General features: G+C 60.6%; 22 protein-coding genes. 10 read left to right on the forward strand and 12 right to left on the reverse strand.

Features of this window, described 5'->3' with window-relative positions; all coding sequences use genetic code 11:
* Nucleotides 1-71: 71 nt before the first annotated feature.
* Both M2A_RS02205 and M2A_RS02210 read right to left on the reverse strand, forming a co-directional pair.
* Nucleotides 72-818, reverse strand: coding sequence for a histidine phosphatase family protein (locus tag M2A_RS02205; protein WP_045442469.1), 747 nt, complete (start codon nt 816-818; stop codon nt 72-74).
* Between the two features lie 22 nt (nt 819-840).
* Nucleotides 841-1,980 (reverse strand): CaiB/BaiF CoA transferase family protein, encoded by a 1,140-nt coding sequence (locus M2A_RS02210; protein ID WP_045442472.1) that lies wholly within the window; start codon nt 1,978-1,980, stop codon nt 841-843.
* 171 nt (nt 1,981-2,151) lie between these two features.
* On the opposite strand from M2A_RS02210, the gene M2A_RS02215 reads away from it, so the two are divergent.
* Entirely contained in the window at nt 2,152-3,720 is a 1,569-nt protein-coding gene (locus M2A_RS02215; RefSeq protein WP_045442475.1) for a class I adenylate-forming enzyme family protein, read from the forward strand.
* 135 nt (nt 3,721-3,855) lie between these two features.
* Here the strand turns inward: M2A_RS02215 and M2A_RS18450 are convergent, their stop codons facing one another.
* Nucleotides 3,856-3,978, reverse strand: a complete 123-nt coding sequence (locus M2A_RS18450; protein WP_280113597.1) for a hypothetical protein — start codon at nt 3,976-3,978, stop codon at nt 3,856-3,858.
* 23 nt (nt 3,979-4,001) lie between these two features.
* Nucleotides 4,002-4,781 (reverse strand): SDR family NAD(P)-dependent oxidoreductase, encoded by a 780-nt coding sequence (locus tag M2A_RS02220; RefSeq protein WP_045442477.1) that lies wholly within the window; start codon nt 4,779-4,781, stop codon nt 4,002-4,004.
* Nucleotides 4,782-4,918: 137 nt separating this feature from the next.
* On the opposite strand from M2A_RS02220, the gene M2A_RS02225 reads away from it, so the two are divergent.
* Nucleotides 4,919-5,563 (forward strand): DsbA family oxidoreductase, encoded by a 645-nt coding sequence (locus M2A_RS02225; RefSeq protein ID WP_045442479.1) that lies wholly within the window; start codon nt 4,919-4,921, stop codon nt 5,561-5,563.
* Between the two features lie 6 nt (nt 5,564-5,569).
* On the opposite strand, the gene mfd is transcribed toward M2A_RS02225, so the two are convergent.
* Together mfd and M2A_RS02235 are read right to left on the reverse strand one after the other, a co-directional pair.
* The gene (gene mfd / locus M2A_RS02230; RefSeq protein WP_081875328.1) at nt 5,570-9,064 is read right to left on the reverse strand and encodes a transcription-repair coupling factor; all 3,495 of its coding nucleotides are present in this window, start codon (nt 9,062-9,064) and stop codon (nt 5,570-5,572) included.
* Between the two features lie 45 nt (nt 9,065-9,109).
* Nucleotides 9,110-9,394: an FAD assembly factor SdhE gene (locus M2A_RS02235; RefSeq protein ID WP_439645641.1), complete on the reverse strand. Its 285-nt coding sequence runs from the start codon at nt 9,392-9,394 to the stop codon at nt 9,110-9,112.
* 123 nt (nt 9,395-9,517) lie between these two features.
* Between M2A_RS02235 and recG the strand changes: the two genes are divergently transcribed.
* Nucleotides 9,518-11,608 (forward strand): ATP-dependent DNA helicase RecG, encoded by a 2,091-nt coding sequence (gene recG / locus M2A_RS02240; RefSeq protein ID WP_045442484.1) that lies wholly within the window; start codon nt 9,518-9,520, stop codon nt 11,606-11,608.
* Here the strand turns inward: recG and M2A_RS02245 are convergent.
* Nucleotides 11,586-12,338 (reverse strand): DUF502 domain-containing protein, encoded by a 753-nt coding sequence (locus M2A_RS02245; RefSeq protein ID WP_081875329.1) that lies wholly within the window; start codon nt 12,336-12,338, stop codon nt 11,586-11,588. The genes recG and M2A_RS02245 overlap by 23 nt on opposite strands.
* 185 nt (nt 12,339-12,523) lie before the next feature.
* On the opposite strand from M2A_RS02245, the gene M2A_RS02250 reads away from it, so the two are divergent.
* Genes M2A_RS02250 through M2A_RS02275 form a run of 6 tightly spaced genes read left to right on the forward strand, consistent with a single transcriptional unit; the run spans nt 12,524 to nt 16,956 of the window.
* Nucleotides 12,524-13,528 (forward strand): phosphotransferase family protein, encoded by a 1,005-nt coding sequence (locus M2A_RS02250; RefSeq protein WP_439645642.1) that lies wholly within the window; start codon nt 12,524-12,526, stop codon nt 13,526-13,528.
* Nucleotides 13,529-13,531: 3 nt separating this feature from the next.
* Entirely contained in the window at nt 13,532-13,906 is a 375-nt protein-coding gene (locus M2A_RS02255; protein ID WP_045442486.1) for a DUF6285 domain-containing protein, read from the forward strand.
* 11 nt (nt 13,907-13,917) lie between these two features.
* A complete protein-coding gene (locus M2A_RS02260) occupies nt 13,918-14,730 on the forward strand; it encodes an enoyl-CoA hydratase/isomerase family protein (protein ID WP_045442487.1) in 813 nt (270 codons plus the stop codon).
* Nucleotides 14,731-14,736: 6 nt separating this feature from the next.
* Nucleotides 14,737-15,855 (forward strand): DUF3089 domain-containing protein, encoded by a 1,119-nt coding sequence (locus tag M2A_RS02265; RefSeq protein WP_081875330.1) that lies wholly within the window; start codon nt 14,737-14,739, stop codon nt 15,853-15,855.
* Between the two features lie 52 nt (nt 15,856-15,907).
* Entirely contained in the window at nt 15,908-16,414 is a 507-nt protein-coding gene (locus tag M2A_RS02270; RefSeq protein WP_045442488.1) for a PAS domain-containing protein, read from the forward strand.
* Between the two features lie 59 nt (nt 16,415-16,473).
* Entirely contained in the window at nt 16,474-16,956 is a 483-nt protein-coding gene (locus tag M2A_RS02275; RefSeq protein WP_045442490.1) for a PAS domain-containing protein, read from the forward strand.
* A gap of 51 nt (nt 16,957-17,007) precedes the next feature.
* Here the strand turns inward: M2A_RS02275 and M2A_RS02280 are convergent, their stop codons facing one another.
* On the reverse strand, nt 17,008-18,210 hold the full coding sequence (locus tag M2A_RS02280; protein WP_045442492.1) for an acetyl-CoA acetyltransferase: 1,203 nt from the start codon (nt 18,208-18,210) through the stop codon (nt 17,008-17,010).
* Between the two features lie 41 nt (nt 18,211-18,251).
* Nucleotides 18,252-19,763: a hydroxymethylglutaryl-CoA synthase family protein gene (locus M2A_RS02285; protein WP_045442495.1), complete on the reverse strand. Its 1,512-nt coding sequence runs from the start codon at nt 19,761-19,763 to the stop codon at nt 18,252-18,254.
* 305 nt (nt 19,764-20,068) lie between these two features.
* Between M2A_RS02285 and M2A_RS02290 the strand changes: the two genes are divergently transcribed.
* Complete coding sequence (locus tag M2A_RS02290) at nt 20,069-20,452, forward strand: YbaN family protein (protein ID WP_045442498.1); 384 nt, start codon at nt 20,069-20,071, stop codon at nt 20,450-20,452.
* Between the two features lie 3 nt (nt 20,453-20,455).
* On the opposite strand, the gene M2A_RS17075 is transcribed toward M2A_RS02290, so the two are convergent.
* The 3 genes from M2A_RS17075 to glmU all read right to left on the reverse strand — a co-directional run bounded on the left by M2A_RS17075 (nt 20,456) and on the right by glmU (nt 25,455).
* On the reverse strand, nt 20,456-22,096 hold the full coding sequence (locus M2A_RS17075; RefSeq protein ID WP_052379141.1) for an SPOR domain-containing protein: 1,641 nt from the start codon (nt 22,094-22,096) through the stop codon (nt 20,456-20,458).
* Between the two features lie 161 nt (nt 22,097-22,257).
* Nucleotides 22,258-24,081 carry a glutamine--fructose-6-phosphate transaminase (isomerizing) gene (gene glmS, locus M2A_RS02300; protein ID WP_045442501.1) on the reverse strand — a complete coding sequence of 608 codons (1,824 nt, stop codon included), beginning with the start codon at nt 24,079-24,081 and terminating at the stop codon, nt 22,258-22,260.
* A gap of 24 nt (nt 24,082-24,105) precedes the next feature.
* Nucleotides 24,106-25,455, reverse strand: coding sequence for a bifunctional UDP-N-acetylglucosamine diphosphorylase/glucosamine-1-phosphate N-acetyltransferase GlmU (gene glmU, locus M2A_RS02305; RefSeq protein WP_045442504.1), 1,350 nt, complete (start codon nt 25,453-25,455; stop codon nt 24,106-24,108).
* Nucleotides 25,456-25,526: the final 71 nt, after the last annotated feature.

A 25,526-nucleotide genomic window follows, 5' to 3' on the forward strand; every position in this document is an offset into this window, starting at 1 on the left:
ATGCCCGGCGTGCTTGAACAAGCTTACGCCTCAAAGCGAAGCTTGAAAAGCTGCGGTTTCAGGGTGGGGGTTCAGGCAGGTTCGCGGGAGAAAATCGCCTCGAGGCTCGTCATGTTCATGCCGTGCTTGACGTAATTGTAAGGCGTGATGTTCACGGCCTTGACGATGGTGCGGGCGATTTCTGTGCCCACCTGTCCGTCTTCCTGCGGCACAATGTCGAAATCGATCATGTTGATGCAGGCGGTATCCTGCTCGAAGGCGGAGGCGGCATGAAGCCCGCCGCTGACGGCCCAGCTCAGGATAAGCCGGTTGATGCCTTCATGGGCTGCGATCAATGCCGTATGCCAGCCCGGTTCGGCCAAAAGCCGCTTGATGACGCCGAGCGCGCGGGCCTGGGCGTCAGCGAAAGGCTCGCCCCCTTCCAGCAGCGTCGCACCGGGCTCGCCCGCTTTCTCGAAGTAAAGCGTCATGATGCGGGCGACATCGTCCCGCGATTTCACGGTGCCGAAGCCGCCGCCGTGAATCTCGTAGAGGTCTTCATCGGTTTCGAGCACCGGGCGCGCTGCCTCGTCCTGCATGTCCAGAACGAGCTCGGCGGTCGAGCGCGTGCGCGGCGCGCCGGAGCAAAGTGCCCGGTCGAAACGGACATGAGAGAGTGCCTTTCCGGCCGCAATGGCTTCCTTCCGGCCGCGCGGGGTCAGCGGCACCACTTTAGTGTCGCCGCCCGCAGCCTGAATTTCCTTGCCGAAATAATCCACATGCCCGTGACGCATGAGATAGATCCGGCGGCGGCCCGTCGTGCCCGGCAATGCGCTCATCAGATGTCTTTCTGGTGAAAGCTTATATCGCTTCCGCCTTTTTCAATGCGTCGATATCGCTGCCCGAAAAGCCCCAGTCTTCCAGCGCGCTTTCCGTATGCTCGCCAATGGAAGGCGGCGGACCCTGAATTTCCGACGGCGTGCCGAAGAAACGCGGCGCGATATTGGGCTGCGCCACCCCGTCCCGCTCGACGATCGTCTCGCGCGCCTTGTTATGGGCGTGGTCTTTGGCTTCCTTGATGGAAAGAACGGGGGCAAAGCAGATATCTGTGCCTTCCATAATGGCGCACCATTCGTCGCGGGTTTTCGTTTTGAAAACCTCGATGAGCTTTTCTTTCATCTCCGGCCATTTGGCGCGGTCCATCTGCGCATCCCAGATCGCGTCCGAAAGCCCCGCCTTCTCGCGCAGGATGGCGTAGAATTGCGGTTCGATGGAGCCGATGGAGATCCACTTCCCGTCTTTCGTCTCATAGGTGTCGTAGAAATGCGCGCCGCCATCGAGCATGTTCGTGCCGTGCTCGTCCGCCCACATGCCCGACGCCGTAAAGCCGTAGAACATGGCCATCAGCGAGGTCGCGCCATCGGTCATGGCCGCATCGACCACCTGGCCTTTGCCGGAGCGGTTTGCTTCATGCAGCGCCGCCAACATGCCCATGGCAAGGTAAAGCGCGCCGCCGCCGAAATCGCCCACGAGATTGAGCGGAGGCACCGGGCGCTCGCCCGGCCGGCCGATGGCGTGGAGCGCGCCCGTCAGCGAGATATAGTTGATGTCGTGACCGGCGGCATTGGCGAGCGGGCCTTCCTGCCCCCAGCCCGTCATGCGGCCGTAAACGAGCTTCGGATTGCGCTTCAGACAGACATCGGGGCCGAGCCCGAGGCGCTCCATCACGCCGGGGCGGAAGCCTTCCTGCAGGATATCCGCCTTCTCGATGAGTTTGAGGCAGGCTTCCACGGCATCCGGCGATTTCAGGTTCATCGCCACGGAGCGGCGCCCGCGGGCGGAGATGTCGAATTTCGAGCCGCCCTGGCCGCCTTTCCGGTCGATGCGGATCACGTCCGCGCCCATATCCGACAGCAGCATGGCGCAGAACGGGCCCGGCCCGATGCCCGCGAATTCGACGACTTTCACCCCGGAAAGCGGCCCTTTGCCCGTTTTGCCCATGACAGAATCTCCCTGATTTGTGGCCTTTGGCTTTATTGGCCCCTGTTTTACCGGCTGGCCGGGAACGGGTAAACCGGCGAAAGAGGCCCCGTCGCCGTGACGTAGCGTTCCTGCGGGCGCTTGCGCGGGCGCGGCGCACGGGGTAGATGCCCACAGATGACAGACTTGAGCATGACAGAAACGCTTTCCCTCACTGCGCCCCGCTATACCGGCGCCTTGCCGCCTGCCCGTTTCAACATGGCGCAATATTGCCTGGAAGCGGCGGCCAGAGCCACGCCGGAGAAAATCGCCCTGCGCGTCGTGCATGATCTTGCCGCGCCCGCAGAGGCGGCGGAAATCTGGACCTATGGCGGGCTTGAAAAAGCGGTGCGCGCGGTTGCCGCCGGGCTTCTGGACGGCGGGCTGAAACCGGGCGAGCGGCTGATGATCCGCCTGCCCAACACAAGCGATTATGCCCTGCTCTTTTTCGGCGCGCTGGCGGCGGGCATCGTGCCGCTGCCCGCCTCCGCCCAGCTCACCGCGCGTGAGGCAAATTTCCTGCTGGCCGATTCAGGCGCCCGAGCCGTCGCGCTTGGCGAGGGCATGGAGATCGAGGCGGCGGAAACGCAAGTCCTCACGCCCGCCGATATTGCCCGGTTCAAGCAAGGCGCGCCGCTGAGCTCTTACGCGGCGACGCGGGCCGATGATCCCGCCTATCTCGTCTATACGTCCGGCACCAGCGGCAATCCGAAAGGCGTGCTCCATGCGCACCGCGCCGCCTGGGGGCGCCGGCCCATGTATCAGGGCTGGTACGGCATTGGGCCCGAAGACGTCATGCTGCATGCCGGTGCCTTCAACTGGACCTACACGCTGGGCGTCGGGCTCACCGATCCTTGGGCGAACGGGGCAAGCACCGTGCTTTATACCGGTGAGAAGAATGTGCAGGTCTGGGGCGAGCTGATGGCGCGCTATGACGCGACGCTTTTTGCCGCCGTGCCCTCGCTCTACCGGCAGATCCTGAAATATTGCGACACGGAGCTTATTCGCGGCTCCGCACTGCGCCATGGGCTGACGGCGGGTGAAGCTTTGCCGGAGCCGCTGCTCGAGGAATGGCGCGCGCGCACCGGCCGCGAGCTATACGAGGCGCTGGGGATGAGCGAATGCTCGACCTATGTGTCGACCGGCCCCGGCATGGAAATTCGCGCAGGCTCCCCCGGAAAGCCGCAGGAAGGCCGCGCCGTCGCCATTTTGCCGGTTGAAGGAGGAAGCGATCCCTTGCCGCGCGGGCAAGACGGTCTTCTTGCTGTCCACCGCTCAGATCCAGGGCTGATGCTCGGCTATTGGAACCGGCCGGAGGAAGAGGCCGAGGTGTTCCGGGGAGAGTGGTTTATCGGCGGCGACGTCGCCGCGCTCGATGAAGACGGCTATCTCTGGTACCGGGGCCGCGCGGACGATGTGATGAACGCCATGGGCTACCGCGTCTCGCCTATGGAAGTGGAAGCGGCGCTCGCCCCCCATCCCGGCATCGGGGAAGTCGCGGTTACCGAGCTTCGCGTGCGCGCTGATGTCAGCGTCATTGCGGCCTTTGTCGTTCCGGCGGAAGGCGCGGCGCGCGATGCGCAAAGCATACTGGATTTTGCGGCAGACGTTCTTGCCGGTTACAAACGCCCGCGCGAGATCATCTTCGTTGAAAGCCTGCCCCGCACGGCCAATGGCAAAGTGCAGCGCAAGGTGCTGGCTGAGCGGTACGCAAAGCATTAGAGGCAAACAACCGTCATGCCCCGCTTTATGCGGGGCATCCAGGAGCGGGTTTGTCGAGCGTTGAGTAGATATCCGTCAATGGCCCGGCTAAACTGGGCCATGACAACGTGGAAGGAAGTATGATGCGTGAGGGCATCAATCCTCGATCGCGTCCCAGGTCTCTTCCCAAAGCGCTTCGACGGCATCGTCGAGATCGATTTCGTAAGCCCAAACGCAGGCTAGAAACCCGAGCACGAAGCCCAGCAGAAATTTCGCCATCATCCCCCCTTGTGATCCTGCGTTTAGGCAGGCTTCAGTGATTGTCCGTCATCCACGGTGAAAAGGGAACCCGTGATCAGGCGGCCCTGATCTCCTGCCAGCAGCAGCAGCGTACCGTCGAGGTCGGAATCTTCGCCCAGCCGCTTGCGGGGGAAGCCGGCAATCTGCTTTTGCCCGCCCGCGCTGTCGAACCATTCGGAGTTGAGCTCGGTGCGGATATAGCCGGGGCAAATCGCGTTGACGTTGATTTCGTGTTTCGCCCATTCGCGCGCCAGCGATTTCGTCATCATGGCCGTTGCTGCTTTCGACATGCAGTAAACGGCAAGGCCCGGCAGCACGCTATGTGCGCCGATGGAGGCGATATTGATGATCCGCCCGCCTGCCCCGCGCGCGATCATCCGCCGCCCGGCGGAGGTTGCCATGAAAAACGCGCCGCGCGTATTCGTGCCCATGATCTGGTCATAGGCTTCCGGTGTGACGTCCGTCGCCATGGCCTGCACATTCATGCCGGCATTGTTGACGAGAATATCGAGGGGCCCGAGCTGCGCTTCGATCTTGTCCATCGCCGTTTCGATACCCGCGGCATCCGTCACATCGAGTGCGACGGGCAGTGCTTTGCCGCCTTCACTGGCGATTTTCTTTGCCAGTTCATCGAGCCGCTCCACGCGCCGCCCGGCAATGGCGACCGCGGCGCCCGAGGCCGCCAGCACCCGCGCGAACCGCAGGCCGAGCCCGCTCGTTGCGCCCGTCACAAGTGCAATTTTACCGCTCAAATCCTGAGATGCGATTTTCACGCCAGACATGACCCCGTCCTTACCTTTTGGTTCTGATTGGCCCGCATCCTACAAGGTGCCAAAGGGGGGTCAAGGAGACGTGTTTTGCGTAGGGGCGCAGGCTCTGTCACACTGCTCCCAAAGATTTGAAGCCGAGGAGACGCCCCATGAAACTCGATATTATTTCCGATACGGTTTGCCCCTGGTGCTATATCGGCAAGAAACGTCTGGAAAAAGCGTTGGCCGATAGCGGGCGCAGCGATGTTGAAATCAATTGGCGCCCCTTCCGCCTCGATCCTTCCATTCCGCCTGAAGGCGTGGACCGCCAGGAATATCTGGAACGCAAGTTCGGCCCGGAAAAAATGAAGGAAGCGGGCAGCGCGCTGAAAGAGATGGGCGCGCGCGAGGGCATTCCCTTCGCCTTCGACAAGATCGAGCGCTCGCCCAATACGCTGGACTCGCACCGCCTGATCCTTTGGGCCGGCAGCGCCGGTGTGCAGGACGAAGTCGTCAGCCTGCTCTTCAAAGCCTATTTCGAGGAAGGCAAGGATATCGGTGACAAGGAGGTGCTCGTTGCCGTGGCCGAGGAAGCGGGCATGGAAGGCGATGTGGTGCGCGATCTGCTCAATTCCGATGCGGACCTCAAGCGGATCGAATATGACGATTTCCAGGCCCGGCAGATGGGGATCACCGGCGTGCCCTGCTTCCTTTTTGAAAATCAGTTCGCGCTGGTCGGCGCGCAGGATGCGGACACGCTGGTGAAAGTGTTCGACCGTATCGAGATGAAGCTGAAGGAAGCGGCGGAAGCTTAAGGCACATCAGGCCGCCGCTGCCGCTTCTCCTGCAATTTCCGCAAGTTTGCGCATCATCAACCGTGTGCCATTGAGCCTGTCTTCCGGCAGCGGCCAGTTGCGCATGAAAACGAGCTTGTGATCCGGGCGCAGCTTGGCCTTATCGCGCTCGTCATTGATGAATTCGACAAGCCCGCCCGGGTTCGGAAACTCGTTATTGCGGAAAGTGAGCACCGCGCCCTTCGGCCCCGCATCGACTTTTTCTACCAAGGCCTTGCGGCAGAGACCTTTGATCTCGACGATTTTCAGCAGATGCTCGACCTCATCTGGCAGCGGGCCAAAACGGTCGATCAGCTCGGCGGCGAAACCGTCAATATCCTGCTGGTCCTCGACACTGGAAAGACGCCGGTAAAGCGCCATCCGGGCATTGAGGTCCGGCACGTAATTCTCCGGGATAAGAACCGGCGTGCCGATATTGATCTGCGGCGACCATTGGCCTTCATCGCCGCTGCCTTCTTCCCCGCGCAGCGAGGCGACGGCTTCTTCCAGCATTTCCTGGTAAAGCTCGTAGCCCACCTCTTTGATATGGCCGGACTGCTCTTCACCCAGAAGATTGCCCGCCCCGCGAATGTCGAGATCGTGCGAGGCAAGCGTGAACCCGGCGCCGAGCGAGTCGAGCGATTGCAGCACCCGCAGGCGTTTTTCCGCCGTCGGGGTCAGCTTTTTGTTCGCCGGCACGGTCATATAGGCATAGGCACGGGATTTGGAACGCCCCACCCGGCCCCGAAGCTGATAAAGCTGCGAGAGACCGAACATATCCGCCCGGTGAATGACCATGGTGTTGGCGGTCGGAATATCGATGCCCGATTCCACGATTGTCGTCGAAATCAGCACGTCATATTGACCGTCATAAAAGGCGGTCATCTTGTCTTCGATTTCCGTCGGCGCCATCTGCCCATGGGCGGTGATGAATTTCACTTCCGGCACATATTCTTTCAGAAAGTCTTCCGCTTCCTTCAGATCGGAAATGCGCGGACAGACATAAAAGCTCTGCCCGCCCCGGTAATGCTCGCGCAAAAACGCCTCGCGGATGATGACGGGATCGAACGGCGCCACATAAGTGCGCACCGCCAGCCGGTCCACGGGCGGGGTGGCGATAAGCGAGAGCTCCCGCACACCGGAAAGGGCGAGCTGCAGCGTGCGCGGAATGGGCGTTGCCGTCAGCGTCAGCACATGCACATCCGAGCGCAGCTCTTTCAAACGTTCTTTGTGTTTGACGCCGAAATGCTGTTCTTCATCGACGATCATGAGGCCGAGATTGTTGAATTTGATGGTCTTGCTGAGCAGCGCATGAGTGCCGATGACGATATCAACGTCGCCGCTTGTAAGCCCGGCCTTCGTTTCCTGCGCTTCCTTATGCGGCACGAGACGGGAGAGCTGACGGATGTTGAGCGGCAATCCGGTAAAACGCTCTCTAAAGGATTTGAAATGCTGGCGGGCAAGCAGCGTCGTCGGCACGACGACCGCCACCTGATGCCCGTCCATGGCGGCGGTAAAGGCGGCGCGCAAGGCGACTTCCGTCTTGCCGAAGCCGACATCGCCGCAAACCAGCCGGTCCATCGGCCGTCCTTTGGAAAGATCTTCCATCACCGCGTCGATGGCCTGGGCCTGATCGTCCGTTTCCTCGTAAGGAAAACGTGCGCAAAACTCGTCGTAAATGCCGTCTTGAATATTGATGGGCGGGGCGTCTTTCAGCTCGCGTGCCGCGGCGATCTTGATGAGCTGCGCCGCCATATCGCGCAGGCGTTCTTTCAGCTTCGCCTTGCGCGCTTGCCAGCCCGAGCCGCCGAGACGGTCCAGCTGCACGGCGGCATCGTCGGAGCCGAAGCGGGAAAGAAGCTCGATATTCTCGACCGGCAGATAGAGCTTGTCGCCGCCATGATAAAGAATGAGAAGGCAGTCATGGGGCGCGCCGGAAACGTCCACCGTCTGCAGCCCTTCGAAACGGCCAATGCCGTGATCGACATGCACCACCACATCGCCCGGCGTCAGGCTCGAGGCTTCGGTGAGGAAGTTGTCCGCGCGTTTCTTGCGCTGGCGGCGCACCAGCCGGTCGCCCAGCACGTCCTGCTCGCTGATGATTGCAAGCTCATCCGTTTCGAAGCCGTGCTCGAGCCCGAGCACCACGAGCTTCACGGTGGCCGCATTGCCGCTCAGCGCTTCGGCCCATGTTTCGGCCAGCGCTTCGTTCTCGATGCCGTGTTCGGCCAGCACCCCTTGCAGGCGCTCGCGCGCCCCGCCGCTCCAGCTTGCAATGACAACGCGCTTACCTGCTTTCCGGAGCCCCTGGATATGGCCGCCTAACGCATCGAAGACATTCACGCCTTCCTGCTGGCGCTCGGGGGCGAAGCTGCGCCCTTCCCGCGCGCCGAAATTGATGACGTTTTTCTGCGTTTCCGGCAGGGCGAAGGGTGAGAAGGCGCGCACCCGTTTGCCTGCGAGCTCAGCTTTCCAATCGTTCTCGGTCAGATAGAGTGCTGAAGGTTTGAGCGGTTTATACGCGGGCACATCCATGTTCTTCATGGGTTTGAGCGAAACGCGCGCGTCGAAATAATCCTGAATGAGATCGAGCCGGGCGGCGCGCGCTTCATCGACCTGATGGTCGAGCGTGATAAGCGCGCCCGGCACATAATCGAAAAGCGTTTCGAGTTTTTCGTGGAAGAGCGGCAGCCAATGCTCCATGCCCTGATGCTTGCGCCCTTCGCTCACCGCTTCATAAAGCGGATCGCCGTCATTGGCCGGGCCGAAAGTCGCGACATAGCCCGCGCGGAAACGTTTGATGGAGGCCGGGTCGAGATTGACCTCGCTCACGGAGACAAGCTCGAGGCCGGAAAGCTGACCTACAGTGCGCTGGCTTTCAGGATCGAAGGAGCGCACGGAATCGAGCGTGTCTCCGAAAAGATCGAGCCGCACCGGCTCATCGAGGCTTGGCGGGTAAATATCGACAATCCCGCCGCGCACCGCATATTCGCCAGGCTCACGCACCGTGCCCGTACGGGCAAAACCGTTCTCGGCGAGATAAAGCAGAAGCTCGTCGAGATCGATCCGGTTGCCGACATGGGCATGCCAGCCGCCCGCGGCGAGCATTTTACGCTCCGGCACCCGCTGAATTGCAGCATTGACGGTGGCCAGTACGATGAGGGGCTTTGCCGCCCCCTCGGCGCGCTTGGCCAGCCGGGTGAGCGTTGCCATGCGCCGGGCGACGATATCCGTATGGGGCGAGACCCGGTCATAAGGCAGGCAGTCCCAGGCCGGAAAGGTTGCGATTTCCACATCCGGCGCAAAGAAAGCAAGCGCCTCTCTCAAAAGGCTCATGCGCGCATCGTCCCGGGCGATGTGCAGCAGCACCTCACCCTCCAGCGCCCGGGCGAGATCGCTCAGCACCAAGGCATCGAAGCCTTCCGGCGTTTCGCCAAGGGTCAAAAGGCCATCGGTTTTAATGAGGGGGCGTATGTCGGTCACGGGAGGGGGCTCGCAGGCAAAGGGCTCGGGGTTTGGTGCGGAGGCTTATTTTTGGCGGAACATCGTTCCATCGAGATGGCTGAGATCGCATATCCGTTTGAAGAGCGCGGTATCATGGACCGGCTCCACCGGCTCACGGCCCACCACCCAGGCATAAAGCATGTCGTCCGGCACCTCGAGCAGCGCTTCCAGCGTGCCCAGCTCTTCGGCGGACAGGTTTTCCAGCTCGGCATCGATGAAAATGCCCAGAATGAGGTCCATTTCCTTCATTCCGCGGTGCCAGCCGCGGAATCGGATACGCTTGCGGCGCACGTCGAGTGGGTCGCTCACATCACTTCCTTTCCTTGTTGACCCCACGATATAGACCTAGAAAGGGACGCTGTCAGCCCGCCGGTTGTTCACGCTCCGTTGCACGCTAGAATTAGCGCTCCCGATACTCGTAAAAGGCTGAAAATGCGGCCAGAAATCCTCTTTCCCCTCTTTGCCCCCGTCACTCGCCTGCCCGGCATCGGGCCGCGGCTGGAGAAGCTTTATGAGCGGCTGGCGGGCCCGCATGTGGTGGATTTGCTCTGGCACCTGCCCACGGGAATCATCGACCGGCGCTTCCGCCCGCCCGTTTCAGAGGTCAAAGACGGGGAAATCGCTACGCTGGCGGTGACCGTGGAGCTGCATGTGCCCCCGCCGCCCCGCAACAACCGGGTGCCTTACCGGGTCTGGGTTTCGGACGGGACGGGGGAAATGTCCCTCGTTTTCTTCCGCGCGCGGGCCGATTACATCCAGAAAATGCTGCCCGAGGCGCAAAAGCGGCTGATCAGCGGCAAGGTCGATTTTTATCAGGGCCAGCCCCAAATGACCCACCCGGACCACATCGTCGCCCCTGAAAACGAAAAGGACATGCCGCTCATCGAGGCGGTTTATCCCCTCACCCAAGGGCTGACGCAAAAGCAGGTGCAAAAGGCGGCGGCAAATGCGCTGGCCAAAGCCCCCGTCCTTGCCGAATGGCTGGACCCGGCCTGGAAGGCGAAAAACGCCTGGCCGGATTGGCAAGAAGCGATCAAGGCCGCCCATGCCCCGGAAAGCGAGGCGGACCTGGCACCTGAGGCCCCTGCCCGCGCCCGCCTTGCCTATGACGAGCTTCTTTCCAATCAGCTGGCATTGGCGCTCGTGCGTCTTAGGATGCGCGCCCGGGCGGGCCGCCCGGTCAAGGGCGATGGCCGCCTGCGGGCCAAGGTCGAAAAGGTCCTGCCTTTCGCCCTTACTGGCGCCCAGAAAAACGCAATTGCCGAGATCGATGCCGATCTTGCCTCGAACCGGCGCATGCTGCGCCTCCTTCAAGGGGATGTGGGCTCGGGCAAAACGCTGGTCGGCCTCATGGCCATGCTTTCGGCCATTGAGAGCGGCGCGCAGGCTGCCCTTATGGCGCCGACCGAAATTCTCGCCCGTCAGCATGCCGCAGGCCTTGCCCCGCTCTGCGAGGCGGCGGGTGTCACCCTCGCGCTTCTCACCGGCCGGGAGAAAGGCAAGTCCCGCGAGGCGGTGCTGAGCCGCCTTCAATCCGGGGAGATCGATATTCTGGTCGGCACCCATGCGCTCTTTCAGGAAGATGTGCATTTCAAGGACCTTGCCGTTGCCGTGGTGGACGAGCAGCACCGTTTCGGTGTCCATCAGCGCATGCAGCTGCAATCGAAAGGCGGCGCGGGCACGAACGTGCTGGTGATGACGGCAACGCCTATTCCCCGCACCCTGACGCTGACGGCTTATGGGGATATGGATGTTTCCCGCCTCACTGAGAAGCCGCCCGGCCGCCAGCCCATCGACACGCGTCTTGTCTCCGCCGAGCGCCTTCACGAGGTGGTGGAAGCCGTGCGCCGGGCGATGCAGAGCGGCGCGCGTGTCTATTGGGTCTGCCGGCTCGTCGAAGAATCCGACGTCCTTGACGTTGCCGCGGCCGAGGAACGTTACGGCGCGCTCAGCCATACATTCGGGGATAAAGTTGGGATCGTGCATGGGCGCATGCGGGCGGCGGAAAAAGACGCCGTAATGGCGAAGTTCCAGTCCGGGGAGATTTCGCTGCTCGTCGCCACCACGGTGATCGAAGTCGGCGTCGATGTGCCCGAAGCCACGGTCATGGTGATCGAACATGCCGAGCGTTTCGGCCTTGCCCAGCTGCATCAGCTGCGCGGGCGCGTCGGGCGCGGCAGCGGTAAGTCCACCTGCCTTCTCCTTTATCACGGCACCTTGGGCGAGACGGCAAAGGCGCGGCTCAAGATCATGCGGGATACGGAAGACGGGTTCATCATCGCCGAAGAGGATCTGCGTCTGCGCGGCGCAGGCGAACTGCTCGGCACACGCCAAAGCGGCATGCCGGAATTCCGCCTTGCCGATATCACCGCGCACCGCGAGCTTTTAAGTGTCGCCTATGACGATGCGCGGCTGATCATGGAAACGGACCCGGAGCTTGAAGGCGCGCGCGGTGAGGCACTGCGCACCCTGCTCTATCTCTTCGAGCGGGACGAGGCGATCAGGTATCTTCGCTCGGGTTAACGTTCGTGCCGTTTTCTTGTCCCCTATCTTTTTTGGGCAGTTTCTTCACTTCCTCGGTCGGCGGGGACACGAGACCGGCGGAGATGATGAGCTTGGCCGAATCTTCGATCGACATTTCGAGCGGGTAGATTTCCTTGCGCGGCACGAACAGCAGAAAGCCCGAAGTGGGGTTGGGTGTCGTCGGCAGGAAGACGCTGACAAGGTCATCATCCGTCGGCGCTTTTTCCGCCACCTCGCCTTTCGTGCTGGTGGTGATGAAAACAAGCGCATAAAGCCCGCGCCTTGGATACTCGATGAGGGCCGCTTCCCGGAAGGACGTGTTGCTCTGGGAAATCACCGTCTCGAAAATCTGCTTCAGCGCGCCGTAGATACTGCGCACCACGGGCATCCGGTTGACCAGGCGCTCGCCCCAGACCAGCAATTGCCGGCCGAAGAAATTGGCGGTCAGCGCGCCGAGCAGGGTCAGCACGACAAGCGCAATCAGAAGCCCGACGCCTGGAATGGAAAAGGGAATGTACCTGTCCGGCTGATAGGCAGCGGGAATGAGCGGCAGGAACCAGTAATCCACAAGCTCGACGAACCAGCTTGTCAGGTAGATCGTAATGCCGATCGGCGCGGCCACGACAAGGCCGGTCAGAAAGTAGTTCCGCAACCGGGTGAGAAATCCCACGCGGGCCGCGGGCAATATAAGATGCGGTTCGCTTGAAGATTTGTCCTGCTTGTCGCTCATGTTCTTGCCATTTGACGTAGGGGGGAAAAGGCATTGCGCCGGGGGTTTTTCAACATCCCTGAAACATGCCAGAAATAGGAACCGGATTCACGAAAACAAACCCGCCCGTGGACAAAAGAGCGGCGGAACCGGGGAGGATAAAAAATGACCGGCTATGACAAACCCTATTCCGGGCGGGGCGCGCAATGAGCAAGGGCGAAGAAGAACTTGCACAGGGCCTTGCGAGGGTGATGGGCCAAAAGGCCGGCGCGCTGAAGGGCATCGAGAATCTCAACCGCCTGTCGGGCGGCGCAAGCCAGGAAACATGGGCCTTTGACGGCATAACGGCGGATGGACCCCTGCCGCTCATTCTGCGCCGCGCGCCGGGGGGAACAGCGGCTTCGAAGCGGGAAACCGCCGTGCCGCTTGCCACCGAAGCTGCCCTCATCCGGCTGGCGGAAAAGGCCGGTGTGCCAGTGCCCCCCGTGCGCTATGTGCTCGATGAGGAAGACGGGCTCGGCCCCGGTTTCGTGATGGACCGGGTGGAGGGCGAAACCATCGCCCGGAAAATCCTGCGCGATGACGCCTATAAGGCCGCCCGCCCGAAGCTCGCCCGCCAATGCGGGGAAATTCTAGCAAAGCTCCATTCCGTGCCGATGGACACGCTGCCGGAGCTGCGCCATTCCCCGGCCGCTGCCGAGATCAAGCAATATTGGGAAACCTATAAGACCCACGGCCATCCCCACCCCGTCTTCGAGCTTGCCTTCAAATGGCTCAGGGACAATGTGCCGGCGGAAGACCGCATTACCCTTGTCCATGGCGACTTCCGGAACGGCAATTTGATGATCGGGGAAGACGGCGTGCGCGCCGTGCTCGATTGGGAGCTCGCGCATACGGGCGACCCGATGGAAGATCTCGGCTGGATCTGCGTCAATTCCTGGCGCTTCGGCAATATCGACCAGCCGGTTGGCGGCTTCGGCCAGCGCGAGGAGATGTTTGCAGGCTATGAAGCGGCGGGCGGCCCGCCTGTCGATCCCGAGCGGGTGCGGTTCTGGGAAATTCTCGGTACGCTGAAATGGGGCATCATGTGCACACTGATGTATGAAGCCTTCAAGACGGGCATGGACCGCTCCGTCGAACGCGCCGCCATTGGCCGGCGCTCGTCAGAAACTGAGATCGATCTCCTTCACCTTTTGCTGCCACGGAGCTGAGCCATGCAGGACATGCCCAAATCATCAGAAATCGTGGAAGTCGTGAGTGAATTCATGCGCCAGCATGTGCTGCCTCAATTGCAGGGCCATACAGCTTTCCACGCGCTTGTCGCCGCCAATGCGCTCGATATCGTCAAGCGAGAGCTCGCCATCGCGCCGGAGGCGAATGAAGCTGAAAAGGCGCGGCTTGAAAAACTGCTGGGCCGGGAAGGCACGCTTGAAGAATTGAACCGGCTCCTTTGCGCGCGTATCGAGGCGGGCGATGTCACCGTGGAAACACCCGGCCTTGCCGATCATCTTTGGGAGACGACGCTGACGAAGCTTGCCATCGATCAGCCGAAATATTCCGGCTACCGGCGCGCCAAAGGAGAAATCTAACGGAGGGCCACATGGCGCTTGTTACGGAAAGACGCGAGAAATCCGCCGCCATCATCACCTTCGCCAATCCGCCCCGCGGCTATATGAATGCGGCGCAGGTAAGCGAACTTGGTGTGCTGATTGAGAATATCGAGACAGATGCCAGCGTGCGCACGGTAATCTTTACCGGCGGTGTGCCCGGCGTATTTATCCGCCACTACGATGTGGGAGATATTCTGGAGGCGGCAGGGGCGGTGCGTAAATCGGGCTTCGATGGCGATGCGCTTATGGAAGCGGGCAAGCGCGGCAATCCCATCTCACAGCTTTTCGACAAGATCGATCGCTTGAGCAAACCCACGATCGCCGCAATCAACGGATATTGTCAGGGCGGCGGCTTTGAATTCGCACTTTGCTGCGATATCCGCGTAGCCGAAGAAGGCGATTACCGCATCGGTTTGCCGGAAACCAATGTCGGCATCTTTCCGGGTGCAGGCGGCACGCAGCGCCTGCCCCGCGTCATCGGCGAGGCAAAGGCGCTCGAACTGATCTTAAAAGGCGAAACGCTGCCGCCGCAGGAAGCCGCTAACGTGGGGCTTGTCCATGAATTCGTGCCTGTGGGCGGCGCGCTTACCCGGGCATTGGAGCTTGCGGAAAACTTCGCCGCCAAGACCCCGCGCGCCCTGGCGGAGGCCAAACATCTGGTCAAACAGGCCGCCAGGGGACCCTTGCCGGAAGGTTGTGCCGAAGAGCGCGGGCGCTTTTCCCGGCTGCTTTTGGAAGATGACGAGGCCCTGCGCCTTATGCAAAACTTCCAAAACGGAAATCAGGATATCAACAAGGCGTAAGCGATTATGTTCAGGAAGTTTGTGTACGGGCTGGCTGCCCTTCTGGTCGTCGGCGCAATTGCCGTTCTTTATCTTTCCATGAACCCCGATGTCGCCCAGCGGCTGTTCCTGAAACCGGATGGGCCTTTCGATGTGGCGAGCGCCCCGCCCGCGCCCGATTACAAGCTGCCCGAAAGCTGGGCCTCCCTGCCCGATAGGAAAGACCCTGCCGACACGCTCATCCCCGCAAGCGGCTACCGGGACGGCCAGGCCGAAGCGCAAGTCGATGTCTTCTTCATTCATCCCACCACCTATTACAGCAAGGACAGCTGGAATGCGGCTTATGACGAGGATGGGGAGACGCGCGAACTTTTGGAGGCCGGTGTGCTGCGCTTCCAGGCCAGTGCCTTTAACGGCGATGCGCGCATCTATGCGCCGCGCTACCGCCAAGCCACACTCTATTCTTTCATGGGTGACGGGGAAGACGAACAGAAGGCGCTCGCTTTCGCCTATGAAGATGTCGCCCGCGCCTTCCGCCACTTTATCGAAACCTATAATCGGGGCCGTCCCTTTATTCTGGCTGCGCATAGCCAGGGTTCGCTGCATGGCATGAGGCTTTTGCAGGAACGTATTGCCGGCACGCCGCTCGCAAACCGCATGGTGGCGGCTTATCTTGTCGGCTATTCGATCCCCGAAGATATGGGGCGCGATGATTTGCGCCCCTGCGCAAAGGCTTACAGCACGGGCTGCTACCTCAACTGGAATTCCATCAGCGCGGAAGCGGACCGGAACGGCTGGACGCAAGACAACAAGATTTGGCTGAACGGCGAAATGACGACCATGGCCGGCCACCGGCTTACCTGCGTTAATCCCCTGACCGGAACCAAGGACGGCAAGGCCGACGCGAAGAAAAATCTGGGCGGTCTCCCCTTCGCTGAAGCAGATAAAGAGATGCCTGAACTCATTCCTAGCGTCAGCGATGCAGCCTGTGAAGACGGGGTTCTTATCGTTAATCCGGACGAAGACAGAGGTGATTTTTCCTACGGCGTCTTCGACGGAGACTTCCACATTTACGATTACAACTTGTTTTATGCGAATATTAGGCAAGACATCCGCACACGAATTGGTGCATTCTGGAAAAGATGATCGGCTGTCCGGCGTGTTTTGATGAGATGGGGGAACACAAGGATGATCCTCGATGCCTCTTCGCCCCAAAACGCTGTCGCCTTCCGATATTCATCCGGCTCATCCCGTCGGCGTATTCTTGAGCTATTACCGTGCGCTTGCCGACGAACGCGGTTTCCTGTTGCGCGAACGGTTCGATCCGTCGCGGGTATCCGGTGTGTTGGGCTGGCTTCTCGTCTTTGAAAATGTCTATGACGGACAAACCGAGAGCTATCTGTGCACTTTATGCGGCGCCAGCGCGGGCGATCTTTTCGGTTATGATTATACCGGTAACTTGCTGGGGGAAGTCATGCCCCGCCAGGCGGCGGAATGGCGCATCGAGGAATTTCGAAATGTCACTGAAACGGCGCGCCCCAGTTTGACGCGGGCTAGCCTGCCGAATGCCGAGCGCGATTTCATCACCCTTATCCGCGGCGTCTTTCCGGTTTCCAAATCCGCCACACACGTGGATGAAATTATGCTTGTCGCCGCACCGGAAGAAATACGCGTTTCGTTTTATGGAGGAACACACGGCCATTAATGACTTGGCGAAAGTTGCAACCTATACTCGTTGCAATATGCACATACAGTCAAAAAACCATGGTTCTTAATCCAGTCCCACTGGACGCGCTTGACCCCAAACACCCCGTCGCGGTCTATGCGCATTATCATAAAGCCAAACAGGGCATGGAAGATGTTCTGCTTAAGGACAATTTCGATCCGATCGATTTGCCCAGAGTGATCCCCTGGATGCTCATCCTGGATAAGATCGGCCGGCCGGAACATCCGGACTTCCTTTACCGGCTGGCAGGCACCGGGTGCCGGGAGATATTCGGGATCGATTATACGGGTAAGCTCCTGGGGGATGATTTGCCCCCTGCCGCCGCCGACGAGCGGCGCGAGGAAATTCTTGGCGTGATGGAAAGCAAAGCGCCGAGCATTACCCGAACGGAAATTCCTCTGGCAGGCCGGGAGTTCATCACCATTATTCGCGGTGTATTCGCGGTCTCTAGCAGCGGCAAGGCCGTTGACCGTATCCACATTATCATTGCTCCGGAAGATCAACGCGTCGGCAATACGTAAAAGCCGGGCGCAAGGCCCGGCTTTCACTCGCTTTAGTGCTGAGGCTTGGTTTTAGACGCCTTCGAGCCCGACAATCGCGACCGAGCAAACATTCTGCGACGGCGAGCCGCCCAGATTGTGGGTCAGGCCGATCTTCGGATTGGCAAGCTGGCGCTCACCGGCGCGGCCCTGGAGCTGCAGATACATCTCATAGGCCATGCGCAGCCCGCTCGCCCCGATCGGGTGGCCGAAACATTTCAGCCCGCCATCGATCTGGCAAGGAACCGAACCGCTGGAATCGTAAAACCCGTCCATCACGTCTTTCACCGCGCCGCCCTCGGGCGAAATGAAAAGGTCTTCCATCGTGACAAGCTCCGTGATCGAGAAACAGTCATGCACCTCGATCATGGAAACTTCCTCGCGCGGCTTTTCGATACCGGCTTCCTGATAGGCTTTCTTGGCGGCGATGCGCGCCGTGTGGAAGTAGGAGCCGTCCCAGGAATTGTGCTGGGATTCCAGACCGTTCGACACGGAAAGCTGCATGGCTTTGATCGTCACGAGGTCCTTCTTGCCCATTGCCTTGGCGATTTCCGGCGTGGTGACGATGGCCGCGGCCGCCCCGTCCGAAACGCCGCAGCAATCGAAAAGGCCGAGCGGTTCGGCGATCATCGGCGCGTTGAGCGCCTGATCTTCAGAAATCTCGTTGCGTAGATGCGCCTTAGGGTTCTTCGAGCCGTTGGCATGGCTCTTGACCGAAACATGGGCGATGGCGCGTTTCAGGTCTTCTTTCGCAATGCCGTGCTTTGCCCGGTAGGCGGAAGCAAGCTGCGCAAAATTGCCCGGCGCGGAACCGTTCGGCGCCCATTGCGGATTGAGTGTGCCAGGATTGGAAACGGGAAGCCCGCCATAACCCGTGTCCTTCAGCTTTTCGACACCGAGCGCGAGCGCGATATCCGCGGCGCCCGAGGCAACGGCATAAACCGCGCCGCGCAGAGCTTCGGAACCCGAAGCGCAGAAGTTCTCAACGCGCGTCACGGCGATATTCGGCAGGCGCAGCGCGAGCGAAAGCGGTGTGCCACCCTTGCCGGTGCCGATCTCATCGATATGGGTGGAGAACCAGGCCGCGTCGAGCTGCGTCGGCTCGATGCCGGCATCCTGCATCGCCTCCAGATAGGCTTCCACCATCAGTTCTTCCGGGCCGGTGTCCCAGCGCTCGCCGAATTTCGAGCATCCCATGCCCAGAATTGCGACCTTATCTTTGATACCACGTGCCATGTTTCTCTCCCTTTGGGTGCCAGTATTGGTAAACCGGTCGCTTATTCGGCGGCCTGGCCTGTGCTTTGGCCCGTTGCTTGACCTGTTGCGGAAGAGCGAACGGGAACCGCCTTCCAGAAATAGCGTTTGAAGCCGCGCTTCTCGTCCACGTCTTTGACGCGGAAAACCATCTTCACTTCCATGCCGGACTCAACTTCGCCCGGCGCGACATCGGTAATGTCCATGAAAATGCGCCCGCCGCCGTCGAAGACGATCATGCCGTAATGGTTGGGTGGTGACATGGAGAAAGTCAGATAGTCCGCCGACCAGGAAAGGATCGAGGCTTTCCGCTCGGCGAACTTATATGGCTCCTGCGTGTCGACGGCCGGATTGTTAGGGTTCACGGAAATGCGTGAGCGCGGAAACTGCACATTGCCCGTCTCCGTGCAGCGCCCGCCGACGAGACCGAGGATCATGTCCTCATTGCGGTAAAGCGTGGTGAGTGCGGTTTTCTTGTCCTGCTCCGCGCGCATGCCTTTTTCCCACTCGACAAGTCCGTTAAAGGTCAGGAACTTCATGTAGTTGGTTTCTTCCTGACGGTCGGCGAGCGAGCCGGTAATGCCGCGCCGGTCATCCATGCTGGAAAGCTTGTCCGTCGTCTCGAAGATGAGCGCATCCGCGCCGCCGCCGAATTGCGCCACGAGGATTTTCTCACCGGGCTTTGCTTCCTGCAGCGCATGAACCAGCATGACGAGGCCGTGGGCCGCGCCCGTTTCCCCGCAATTGGCGGCGAGATTGTCCCGCACTTTTTCCGCCGGAATGCCGAGCTTCTTGGCAACCGATTGAGGCACTTTGGGCAGGGTGCACGGCAGAATGAAGTGATCGATGTCACTGGCCTCAAGGCCTGCCTCTTTCAGCGCGCCTTCCACGGCCTGAGGGATAATTTTCAGATAGCCCTCGTCACGGATCCAGCGCTCTTCCCAATTATAGTCGAACTCTTCATGGGCGCCGCGGAAGTGGTCGACGAAATCCACGGTCAGCGAGTGCGCGCCGAGAAACTTCGCAATGACGTTCTCAGAGCCGACGCTGAGCGCCGCCGCTCCGTCGCCGAAATCAAGCTCTTGCGGGCTCACAGCCCGGGCTTTGCGCTTGTCGGAGGCAAGCACCAGTGCATTCTTGGCGGCGCCCGCCTTTGCCGCGTGAAGTGCCTGCAAGAGCGCGCTCGTCCCCGCCCGCTGAGTGGAGGTGATGTCCACAGCCTGAATGCCTTTCTCAAGGGTGAGTGCGGCGGAAATAATCCCCGCATTCAACCGGTCGGCGAAAGGCTGGGTCGTCGTGCCGAAATAAAGCGCATCGACATGAGAGCGGTCGTCATCCGGGCCCAGAAGATCGCGCGCCGCTTCCACGGCCATGGTGATCGTGTCTTCGTCCCAATTCGCCATGGACCTCTCGCCCTTACCCTTCCCGGCAAGGTTGGGCGCCACCCAGGCATTGGCCGTGGTAATTGCTTTGCGCTGCAGACGCAGGCGCGGAATATAGCCGCCCAGCGCGGTAAGCCCGATTTCTCCGCTCATGACCGTTCTTCCCTGTTGTTGTTGGCCTTTTCCGACCGCTTTTCAGCCAGTTTAGCGGCATTTACGGGCGGGCGACAATATCGGCCCCGGGCGGGGTTTCCGGGCGTTCCGGCTTTGCGTCAAAGGGAAAGGAGACGCTGCGTCAAATAGGCATCTCGCCTTGAAGGGGCGACGGGGCACTCCATTTTCAAAGGATTCGCAGACAGCCTGTCCGTACAAATCTTAGCGGTTTGGTGAGGCGGATAGGGCAAGGTAAAATGAGAGTGATGAGGGCGCTTCGAGCCCTCTAACGGCAGCGGATCGATATGGCTTACCGCAACATCTTTTTGATCGTGTTCGGCTGGATTTGCGTCGGTCTTGGCATTGTCGGCGCGGTGCTGCCCGTCATGCCGACCACGGTCTTTTTGCTGATCGCCGCCTGGGCCTTTGCCAAGGGCTCGCCCCGGCTCCACGGGTGGCTTTTGGATCATCCGCGCCTTGGCTCTTATATCCGCGACTGGGAGCTTTACGGCGCCATTCCCTTGCGCGGTAAAATAACCGCGCTGGTAATGATCAGTCTTTCGGCAAGCTGGATGGTGTTCTTTTCCACCCTGCCCGCCCTTGCCGTTGGCGGCACGCTGGCGGTTCTGGCCTGCGTGCTGGTTTTCATTTTCACCCGCCCGTCGGCAGCGCCTCAGAGCGATATTTAGGCGTTATTGGGATGCGGCGGAGGCCCGTTTGACGAAACAGTCCGTGCCTTCCGCTTTCAGCGACCGGCAAAGTCCCTCAGCCTTTGAAAAGCCGCTAAAGGCGCCGATCTGCAAGCGGTAATAAAGGCCTTTCTCGCCGAGATCCGCCTCCACGATATAAGGCTGCATGTCTTTCAAAAGCGCGGGGTGCTTGGCGGTTGCCTTCGTCCAGGAGGCGCTGGCATCGCTCGGCGAGCGGAACGAGCCGATCTGCACCCGGTAGGTTGGAAGCGCGCCAGCATCGTTCTGCACGGGCTCTTCGGCACTTGCCTGGGCATAGCGCAGCGCATCGGCCTGGGTTTGTAACGCCGCGGTTGCCGGGCGGGAGGCGGGAGGCAGGCTGCCGGTCAGCGAGCGGTCGGCGGGCACAGCCGGCTTCTTGAGGCTGATCTGCCCCTGCGGCACGCCATTGGCGGCTGCGGCATAGCGGATGACGGTTGCCTTCCAGCCGCTCAGGCTTGCAAGTTTCACGTCCCTTGCATTGGTGGCGGACCACGGGTCCTGTGCCGCAGTGGCAGCTTGAGGCGCACTTTCCTCGATCGGCGCGCGCGACGGCGCGGCCAGCGGCGAGGCGACTTCCTGGGTTTTTTCAGGTTTTACTTTTTCAGGCGCGTTCTTCGGCAGCGCCGTTTCAAGCCGCGCCACCTGCACTTGCGGGGCGCGGATTTCTTCAAGCGCCAGCGAGGGGCTGCGCGGCACAGGCGCAGCGGCAGGAGGCGTAATAGCTGCCGTGCGGGCAGGCTCTTTGGCACCTGGCTCTTGCTTCGGTTCGCTCAGCGCAGCCGAAGCACCGATGGGCGAGAGGCTTTTCACTTCCAGCGGCTTTTGCTTTTGTGCAGGAAGCACGGGCAGCGGCGCGACGGGTTTGTTTTCGGCAAGCTTCTCGGGCGTCAGTTGCGGCGCCATGGCGCTCAGCGTTTCCCGGGCCAATGTAAAGGATGGATCGAGGGCTACGGCCTTCTCAATATCCTCGACTGCGCCCAGCTTATCGCCATTTGCATCTTTCGCCATGCCGCGCCCGAAAAAGGAAAGCGCCGCGCGCTTACCCATATTGGCATCGATCGCGGCGTTGTAATCGGCAATCGCTTCGCCGTAGCGGCCCTGCTGGCGGCGGATATTGGCGCGGTTGTGATAGGCGACCGCGTAATCGGGGTTCAGCTCCAGCGCTTTGGAATAATCTTTCTCCGCGCGGGCGGCATCGCCCGTGCGCGAATAGGCGGCAGCGCGGTTGTAATAAGCGCGCGGCAGAATATCAGCGGGCAGCGCGTCGCGCCAAATGGCATTGGTGTAATCGGCAACCGCGTGACCCGGCTGACCGAGCTGCAGATTGGCGATGCCGCGATGGTGATAGGCCATCGCCTCGCCTTGCGCCGAAAGGCCGCCCGATTGCAGGGCTTTATCGAGATAGTCGAGTGCAGCGCGTGCATTGCCCGATTGCAGTGCGGCGGTGCCGGCATTCAGCGCGGCAATCGCCCCGCCCCCCGTTTCGCTGGTGCCGCCGGAAAGGCCGGTTTCGTCTGCACGCGCGCCGCTACCCGCCGGCGCCATAACCAGCGTCAGTGCGATAGCAAAAATCATGTTCAGCTTGAAAAACGAGCGCCGCATCTTGGTCCTCGAGCCTTCCCCGCAAAATAAATAGCACGAAGACGCTACCGCAAGCAGATTGCCGCGAGATTTAGCGGAAATCCGCCAATTAATTAAAGTTTTCAGGTCTCGCTTAAGGATGAGGCGCGGTTTTGCCGGAAAATAGGCGGCGTTGATTCGGCTCATTCCACCGTTACGGATTTGGCGAGGTTGCGCGGCTGGTCCACATCCGTGCCTTTGGCAAGGGCGGTGTGATAGGCCAGCAATTGCACCGGCAGGGAATAGATCAGCGGTGCCGTCAGCCTGTCGCATTCGGGAACTTCGATCACGGCAACCGCATCCTTGCCCGCCGCGCCGATCCCTTTCTTGTCGGAGATCAGGATGACCCGGCCCCCCCGGGCCATGACGACTTGCATATTGGAGACCGTCTTGTCAAAGAGAACGGTGCTGGGCGCGATGACGACGACGGGCACGTTTTCATCTACCAGCGCCACGGGGCCGTGTTTGAGTTCGCCCGCCGCATAGCCTTCCGCGTGAATGTATGAAATTTCCTTGAGCTTCAGCGCGCCTTCCAAGGCCATGGGATACATCGGCCCGCGCCCGAGATAGAGCACGTCGCGCGCCTTGGAAAGATTATGCGCAATCGCCTGAATGAGATCGTCATGGGCCAGCACGTCCGACATGAGACGCGGCACTTCCATGAGCCGGCGCACGGAAAGACGCTCTTCCGCTTTATTAAGATGGCCGCGCGCTTTGGCCGCTTCCAGTGCCAGAAGCGCCAGCACAGTAAGCTGGCAGGTGAAGGCTTTGGTGGAGGCAACGCCGATTTCCGGTCCGGCATAGGTCGGAACGATGGCATCGGATTCCCGGGCGATGGAGCTTTCCGTCACATTGACGATGGAAAGGATCTTCTGCCCCTGCTCCCGGCAATAGCGCAGTGCGGCGAGCGTGTCCGCCGTTTCGCCTGACTGGGAAACGAAGACGGCAAGGCCGTTTGCCGGCATGGGCGCTTCACGGTAGCGGAACTCAGAAGCGATATCGATTTCCACGGGCAGGCGGGCAAGCTGCTCGAACCAATACTTGGCGACATGGCCCGCATAAGATGCGGTGCCGCAGGCAACGATTGTGACTCTGCTTAGGGTTGAAAAATCCACAGGCAGGGAAGGCAGCGCCAGGCGGTTATCCATCGTGTCGATATATTCGGTCAGCGTATGACCAATCACTTCTGGCTGTTCGAAGATTTCCTTCGCCATGAAATGCCGGTGGTTGCCCTTACCGACAAGCGCCGCGCTCGCATCGGTAATCTTCACCGGCCGTTCGACTTCTTTGCCCTGCGCGTCGTAAATCGTTACGCCGCCGCGCTGGACCACGGTCCAATCGCCCTCTTCCAGAAAAGCAACGCGGTTCGTCATGGGCGCCAGCGCGAAAGCATCCGAACCCAAATACATCTCGCCATTTCCATAACCGATGGCGAGCGGGCTGCCTTTGCGCGCGCCGATCATCAAATCTTCTTCACCATGAAACAGGATGCAGAGCGCAAACGCGCCTTCAAGACGGCTCAGCGTTTGCGAGGCGGCATCCACGGCGCTGGCCCCTGCCTTCATAGCCTGAGTGATGAGATGAGCGACAATCTCCGTATCCGTTTCGCTGGTAAAGGTGACGCCATCCGCCTCGAGTTCGGCGCGCAGCTCGCGGAAATTTTCGATAATGCCGTTGTGAACCAACGCCACCTTGTCGGTGACGTGCGGGTGGGCATTGTTTTCCGAGGCAGGCCCATGCGTCGCCCAGCGCGTGTGGCCAATGCCGGCCGTACCCCCAAGCGGGTTTGCCTGGAGCACGGCATCGAGCGCGGTGAGCTTGCCGACGGCGCGGCGCCGGTCGATGCCGCCATTGACTAGCGTGGCGATCCCGGCGGAATCATAACCTCGATATTCAAGCCGCTTTAGCGCGTCCAGAATGACTGGAGCCGCAGGCTGAGTGCCAAGAACGCCGACAATGCCGCACATATTATTCCCCGGATCGTTTGGGTCTTAAGAAGATTTCGACTTTTCTTTGGAAGCGCGGAAACTCGCCGCCCATCCTTTCTTCTCGAACTGCTTGCCGCGGGCAACGGCGAGCGCGTCCGGCTCGACATTTTTCGTTACCACGCTGCCCGAGCCCACATAGGCGCCAGCCCCGATGGAAACCGGCGCGACAAGCGAGCTATTGGAGCCGACGAACGCCCCGTCGCCGATATCGGTGAAATGCTTGTCATAGCCATCGTAATTGCAGGTGATGGTGCCCGCGCCGATATTGGCGTCCACGCCGACACGCGCATCTCCGATATAAGAGAGATGGCTGATCTTCGCGCCGTCCTCGACCTTGGCCTTTTTCGTTTCGACGAAATTTCCGATCTTGGCTTTCTTGCCGACATCGGTGCCGGGACGCAGCCGGGCAAAGGGGCCGATCTGGGCGCCGGCGCCGACATGCACACCTTCAAGATGGCTGAAAGGCTTCACTTCCGCCCCGTCATCAACCTTCACACCCGGCCCGAAAACGACATTCTGCCCGATAAGCACATCGCGCCCGAGCTGCGTGTCGTGACTGAAATAGACCGTAGACGGATCGAGCAGCGTCGCTCCATTGAGCAGGGCCTGTTCGCGCATCCGGTCCTGAAAGATTTCTTCCGCCACGGCAAGATCGAGCCGGCTGTTAATGCCGAGAATTTCTTCTTCCGGGCATTCGATGACGGACATGGACAGTCCGCGTGCCCGGGCCTCTGCGGCAATATCGGTCAGGTAATATTCGCCTTGCGCGTTATCGGGCTTGAGATCGTTCAGAAGCTCGAAAAGCAGCGGCGTGCGCACTGCCATGGCGCCGCCGTTGCACAAATCGATGGCGGCTTCTTCGGGGCTTGCGTCCTTCGCTTCGACGATCTTGACGAGCGCGCCTTCACCGTTCAGCACCAAACGGCCATAGGGCGCAGGGTCTTCCGCCTGAAACCCGAGAACGACGACATCGTTCCCCGCCGCGCAAGCCTGCTTCATACGGATTAACGTCTCGGGTGTGACAAGCGGGGTGTCGCCGAAAACGACAATCGCCACGCCGTCGAGACCGGACAGCAGCTCTTCGGCCGCTTTCACCGCATCGCCCGTGCCGTTCTGTTCTTTTTGATAAGCAACATGGGTTGCTCCATGCGAAAGCGCATATTCGGCAACATCGTCCATGCCGGGCGCGAGCACAGCAACGGTTTTATCGCCCGCACAGGCTGCTGCCGAAGCCAGCACATGGCCAAGCATGGCCTTGCCGCCCAGTTCATGAAGAACTTTCGGGCGTGCCGATTTCATCCGCGTGCCCTTGCCTGCCGCAAGAACGATAATGGCTGAATTGATCACTGACATATATTTTGATCGCTAAAGAAATGAGTGCCGAATCCCCCGTAACCGGCAGCTCAACCTGTCACAGATCAGGG

The sequence above is a fragment of the Tepidicaulis marinus genome (assembly GCF_000739695.1).
GTDB lineage: Bacteria > Pseudomonadota > Alphaproteobacteria > Parvibaculales > Parvibaculaceae > Tepidicaulis > Tepidicaulis marinus.

Coding starts and splice junctions, on each gene's coding strand:
- recG (WP_045442484.1), top strand. CDS start 9,518: ATGCGGCCAGAAATCCTCTTTCCCCTCTTTGCCCCCGTCACTCGCCTG.
- M2A_RS02215 (WP_045442475.1), top strand. CDS start 2,152: ATGACAGAAACGCTTTCCCTCACTGCGCCCCGCTATACCGGCGCCTTG.
- M2A_RS02280 (WP_045442492.1), bottom strand. CDS start 18,210: ATGGCACGTGGTATCAAAGATAAGGTCGCAATTCTGGGCATGGGATGC.
- M2A_RS02270 (WP_045442488.1), top strand. CDS start 15,908: ATGCCTCTTCGCCCCAAAACGCTGTCGCCTTCCGATATTCATCCGGCT.
- M2A_RS02255 (WP_045442486.1), top strand. CDS start 13,532: ATGCAGGACATGCCCAAATCATCAGAAATCGTGGAAGTCGTGAGTGAA.
- M2A_RS18450 (WP_280113597.1), bottom strand. CDS start 3,978: ATGGCGAAATTTCTGCTGGGCTTCGTGCTCGGGTTTCTAGCCTGCGTT.
- M2A_RS02260 (WP_045442487.1), top strand. CDS start 13,918: ATGGCGCTTGTTACGGAAAGACGCGAGAAATCCGCCGCCATCATCACC.
- M2A_RS02205 (WP_045442469.1), bottom strand. CDS start 818: ATGAGCGCATTGCCGGGCACGACGGGCCGCCGCCGGATCTATCTCATG.
- M2A_RS02275 (WP_045442490.1), top strand. CDS start 16,474: ATGGTTCTTAATCCAGTCCCACTGGACGCGCTTGACCCCAAACACCCC.
- M2A_RS02285 (WP_045442495.1), bottom strand. CDS start 19,763: ATGAGCGGAGAAATCGGGCTTACCGCGCTGGGCGGCTATATTCCGCGC.
- glmS (WP_045442501.1), bottom strand. CDS start 24,081: ATGTGCGGCATTGTCGGCGTTCTTGGCACTCAGCCTGCGGCTCCAGTC.
- M2A_RS02250 (WP_439645642.1), top strand. CDS start 12,524: ATGAGCAAGGGCGAAGAAGAACTTGCACAGGGCCTTGCGAGGGTGATG.
- M2A_RS02225 (WP_045442479.1), top strand. CDS start 4,919: ATGAAACTCGATATTATTTCCGATACGGTTTGCCCCTGGTGCTATATC.
- glmU (WP_045442504.1), bottom strand. CDS start 25,455: ATGTCAGTGATCAATTCAGCCATTATCGTTCTTGCGGCAGGCAAGGGC.
- M2A_RS17075 (WP_052379141.1), bottom strand. CDS start 22,096: ATGCGGCGCTCGTTTTTCAAGCTGAACATGATTTTTGCTATCGCACTG.
- M2A_RS02220 (WP_045442477.1), bottom strand. CDS start 4,781: ATGTCTGGCGTGAAAATCGCATCTCAGGATTTGAGCGGTAAAATTGCA.
- M2A_RS02245 (WP_081875329.1), bottom strand. CDS start 12,338: ATGAGCGACAAGCAGGACAAATCTTCAAGCGAACCGCATCTTATATTG.
- M2A_RS02290 (WP_045442498.1), top strand. CDS start 20,069: ATGGCTTACCGCAACATCTTTTTGATCGTGTTCGGCTGGATTTGCGTC.
- M2A_RS02265 (WP_081875330.1), top strand. CDS start 14,737: ATGTTCAGGAAGTTTGTGTACGGGCTGGCTGCCCTTCTGGTCGTCGGC.
- M2A_RS02210 (WP_045442472.1), bottom strand. CDS start 1,980: ATGGGCAAAACGGGCAAAGGGCCGCTTTCCGGGGTGAAAGTCGTCGAA.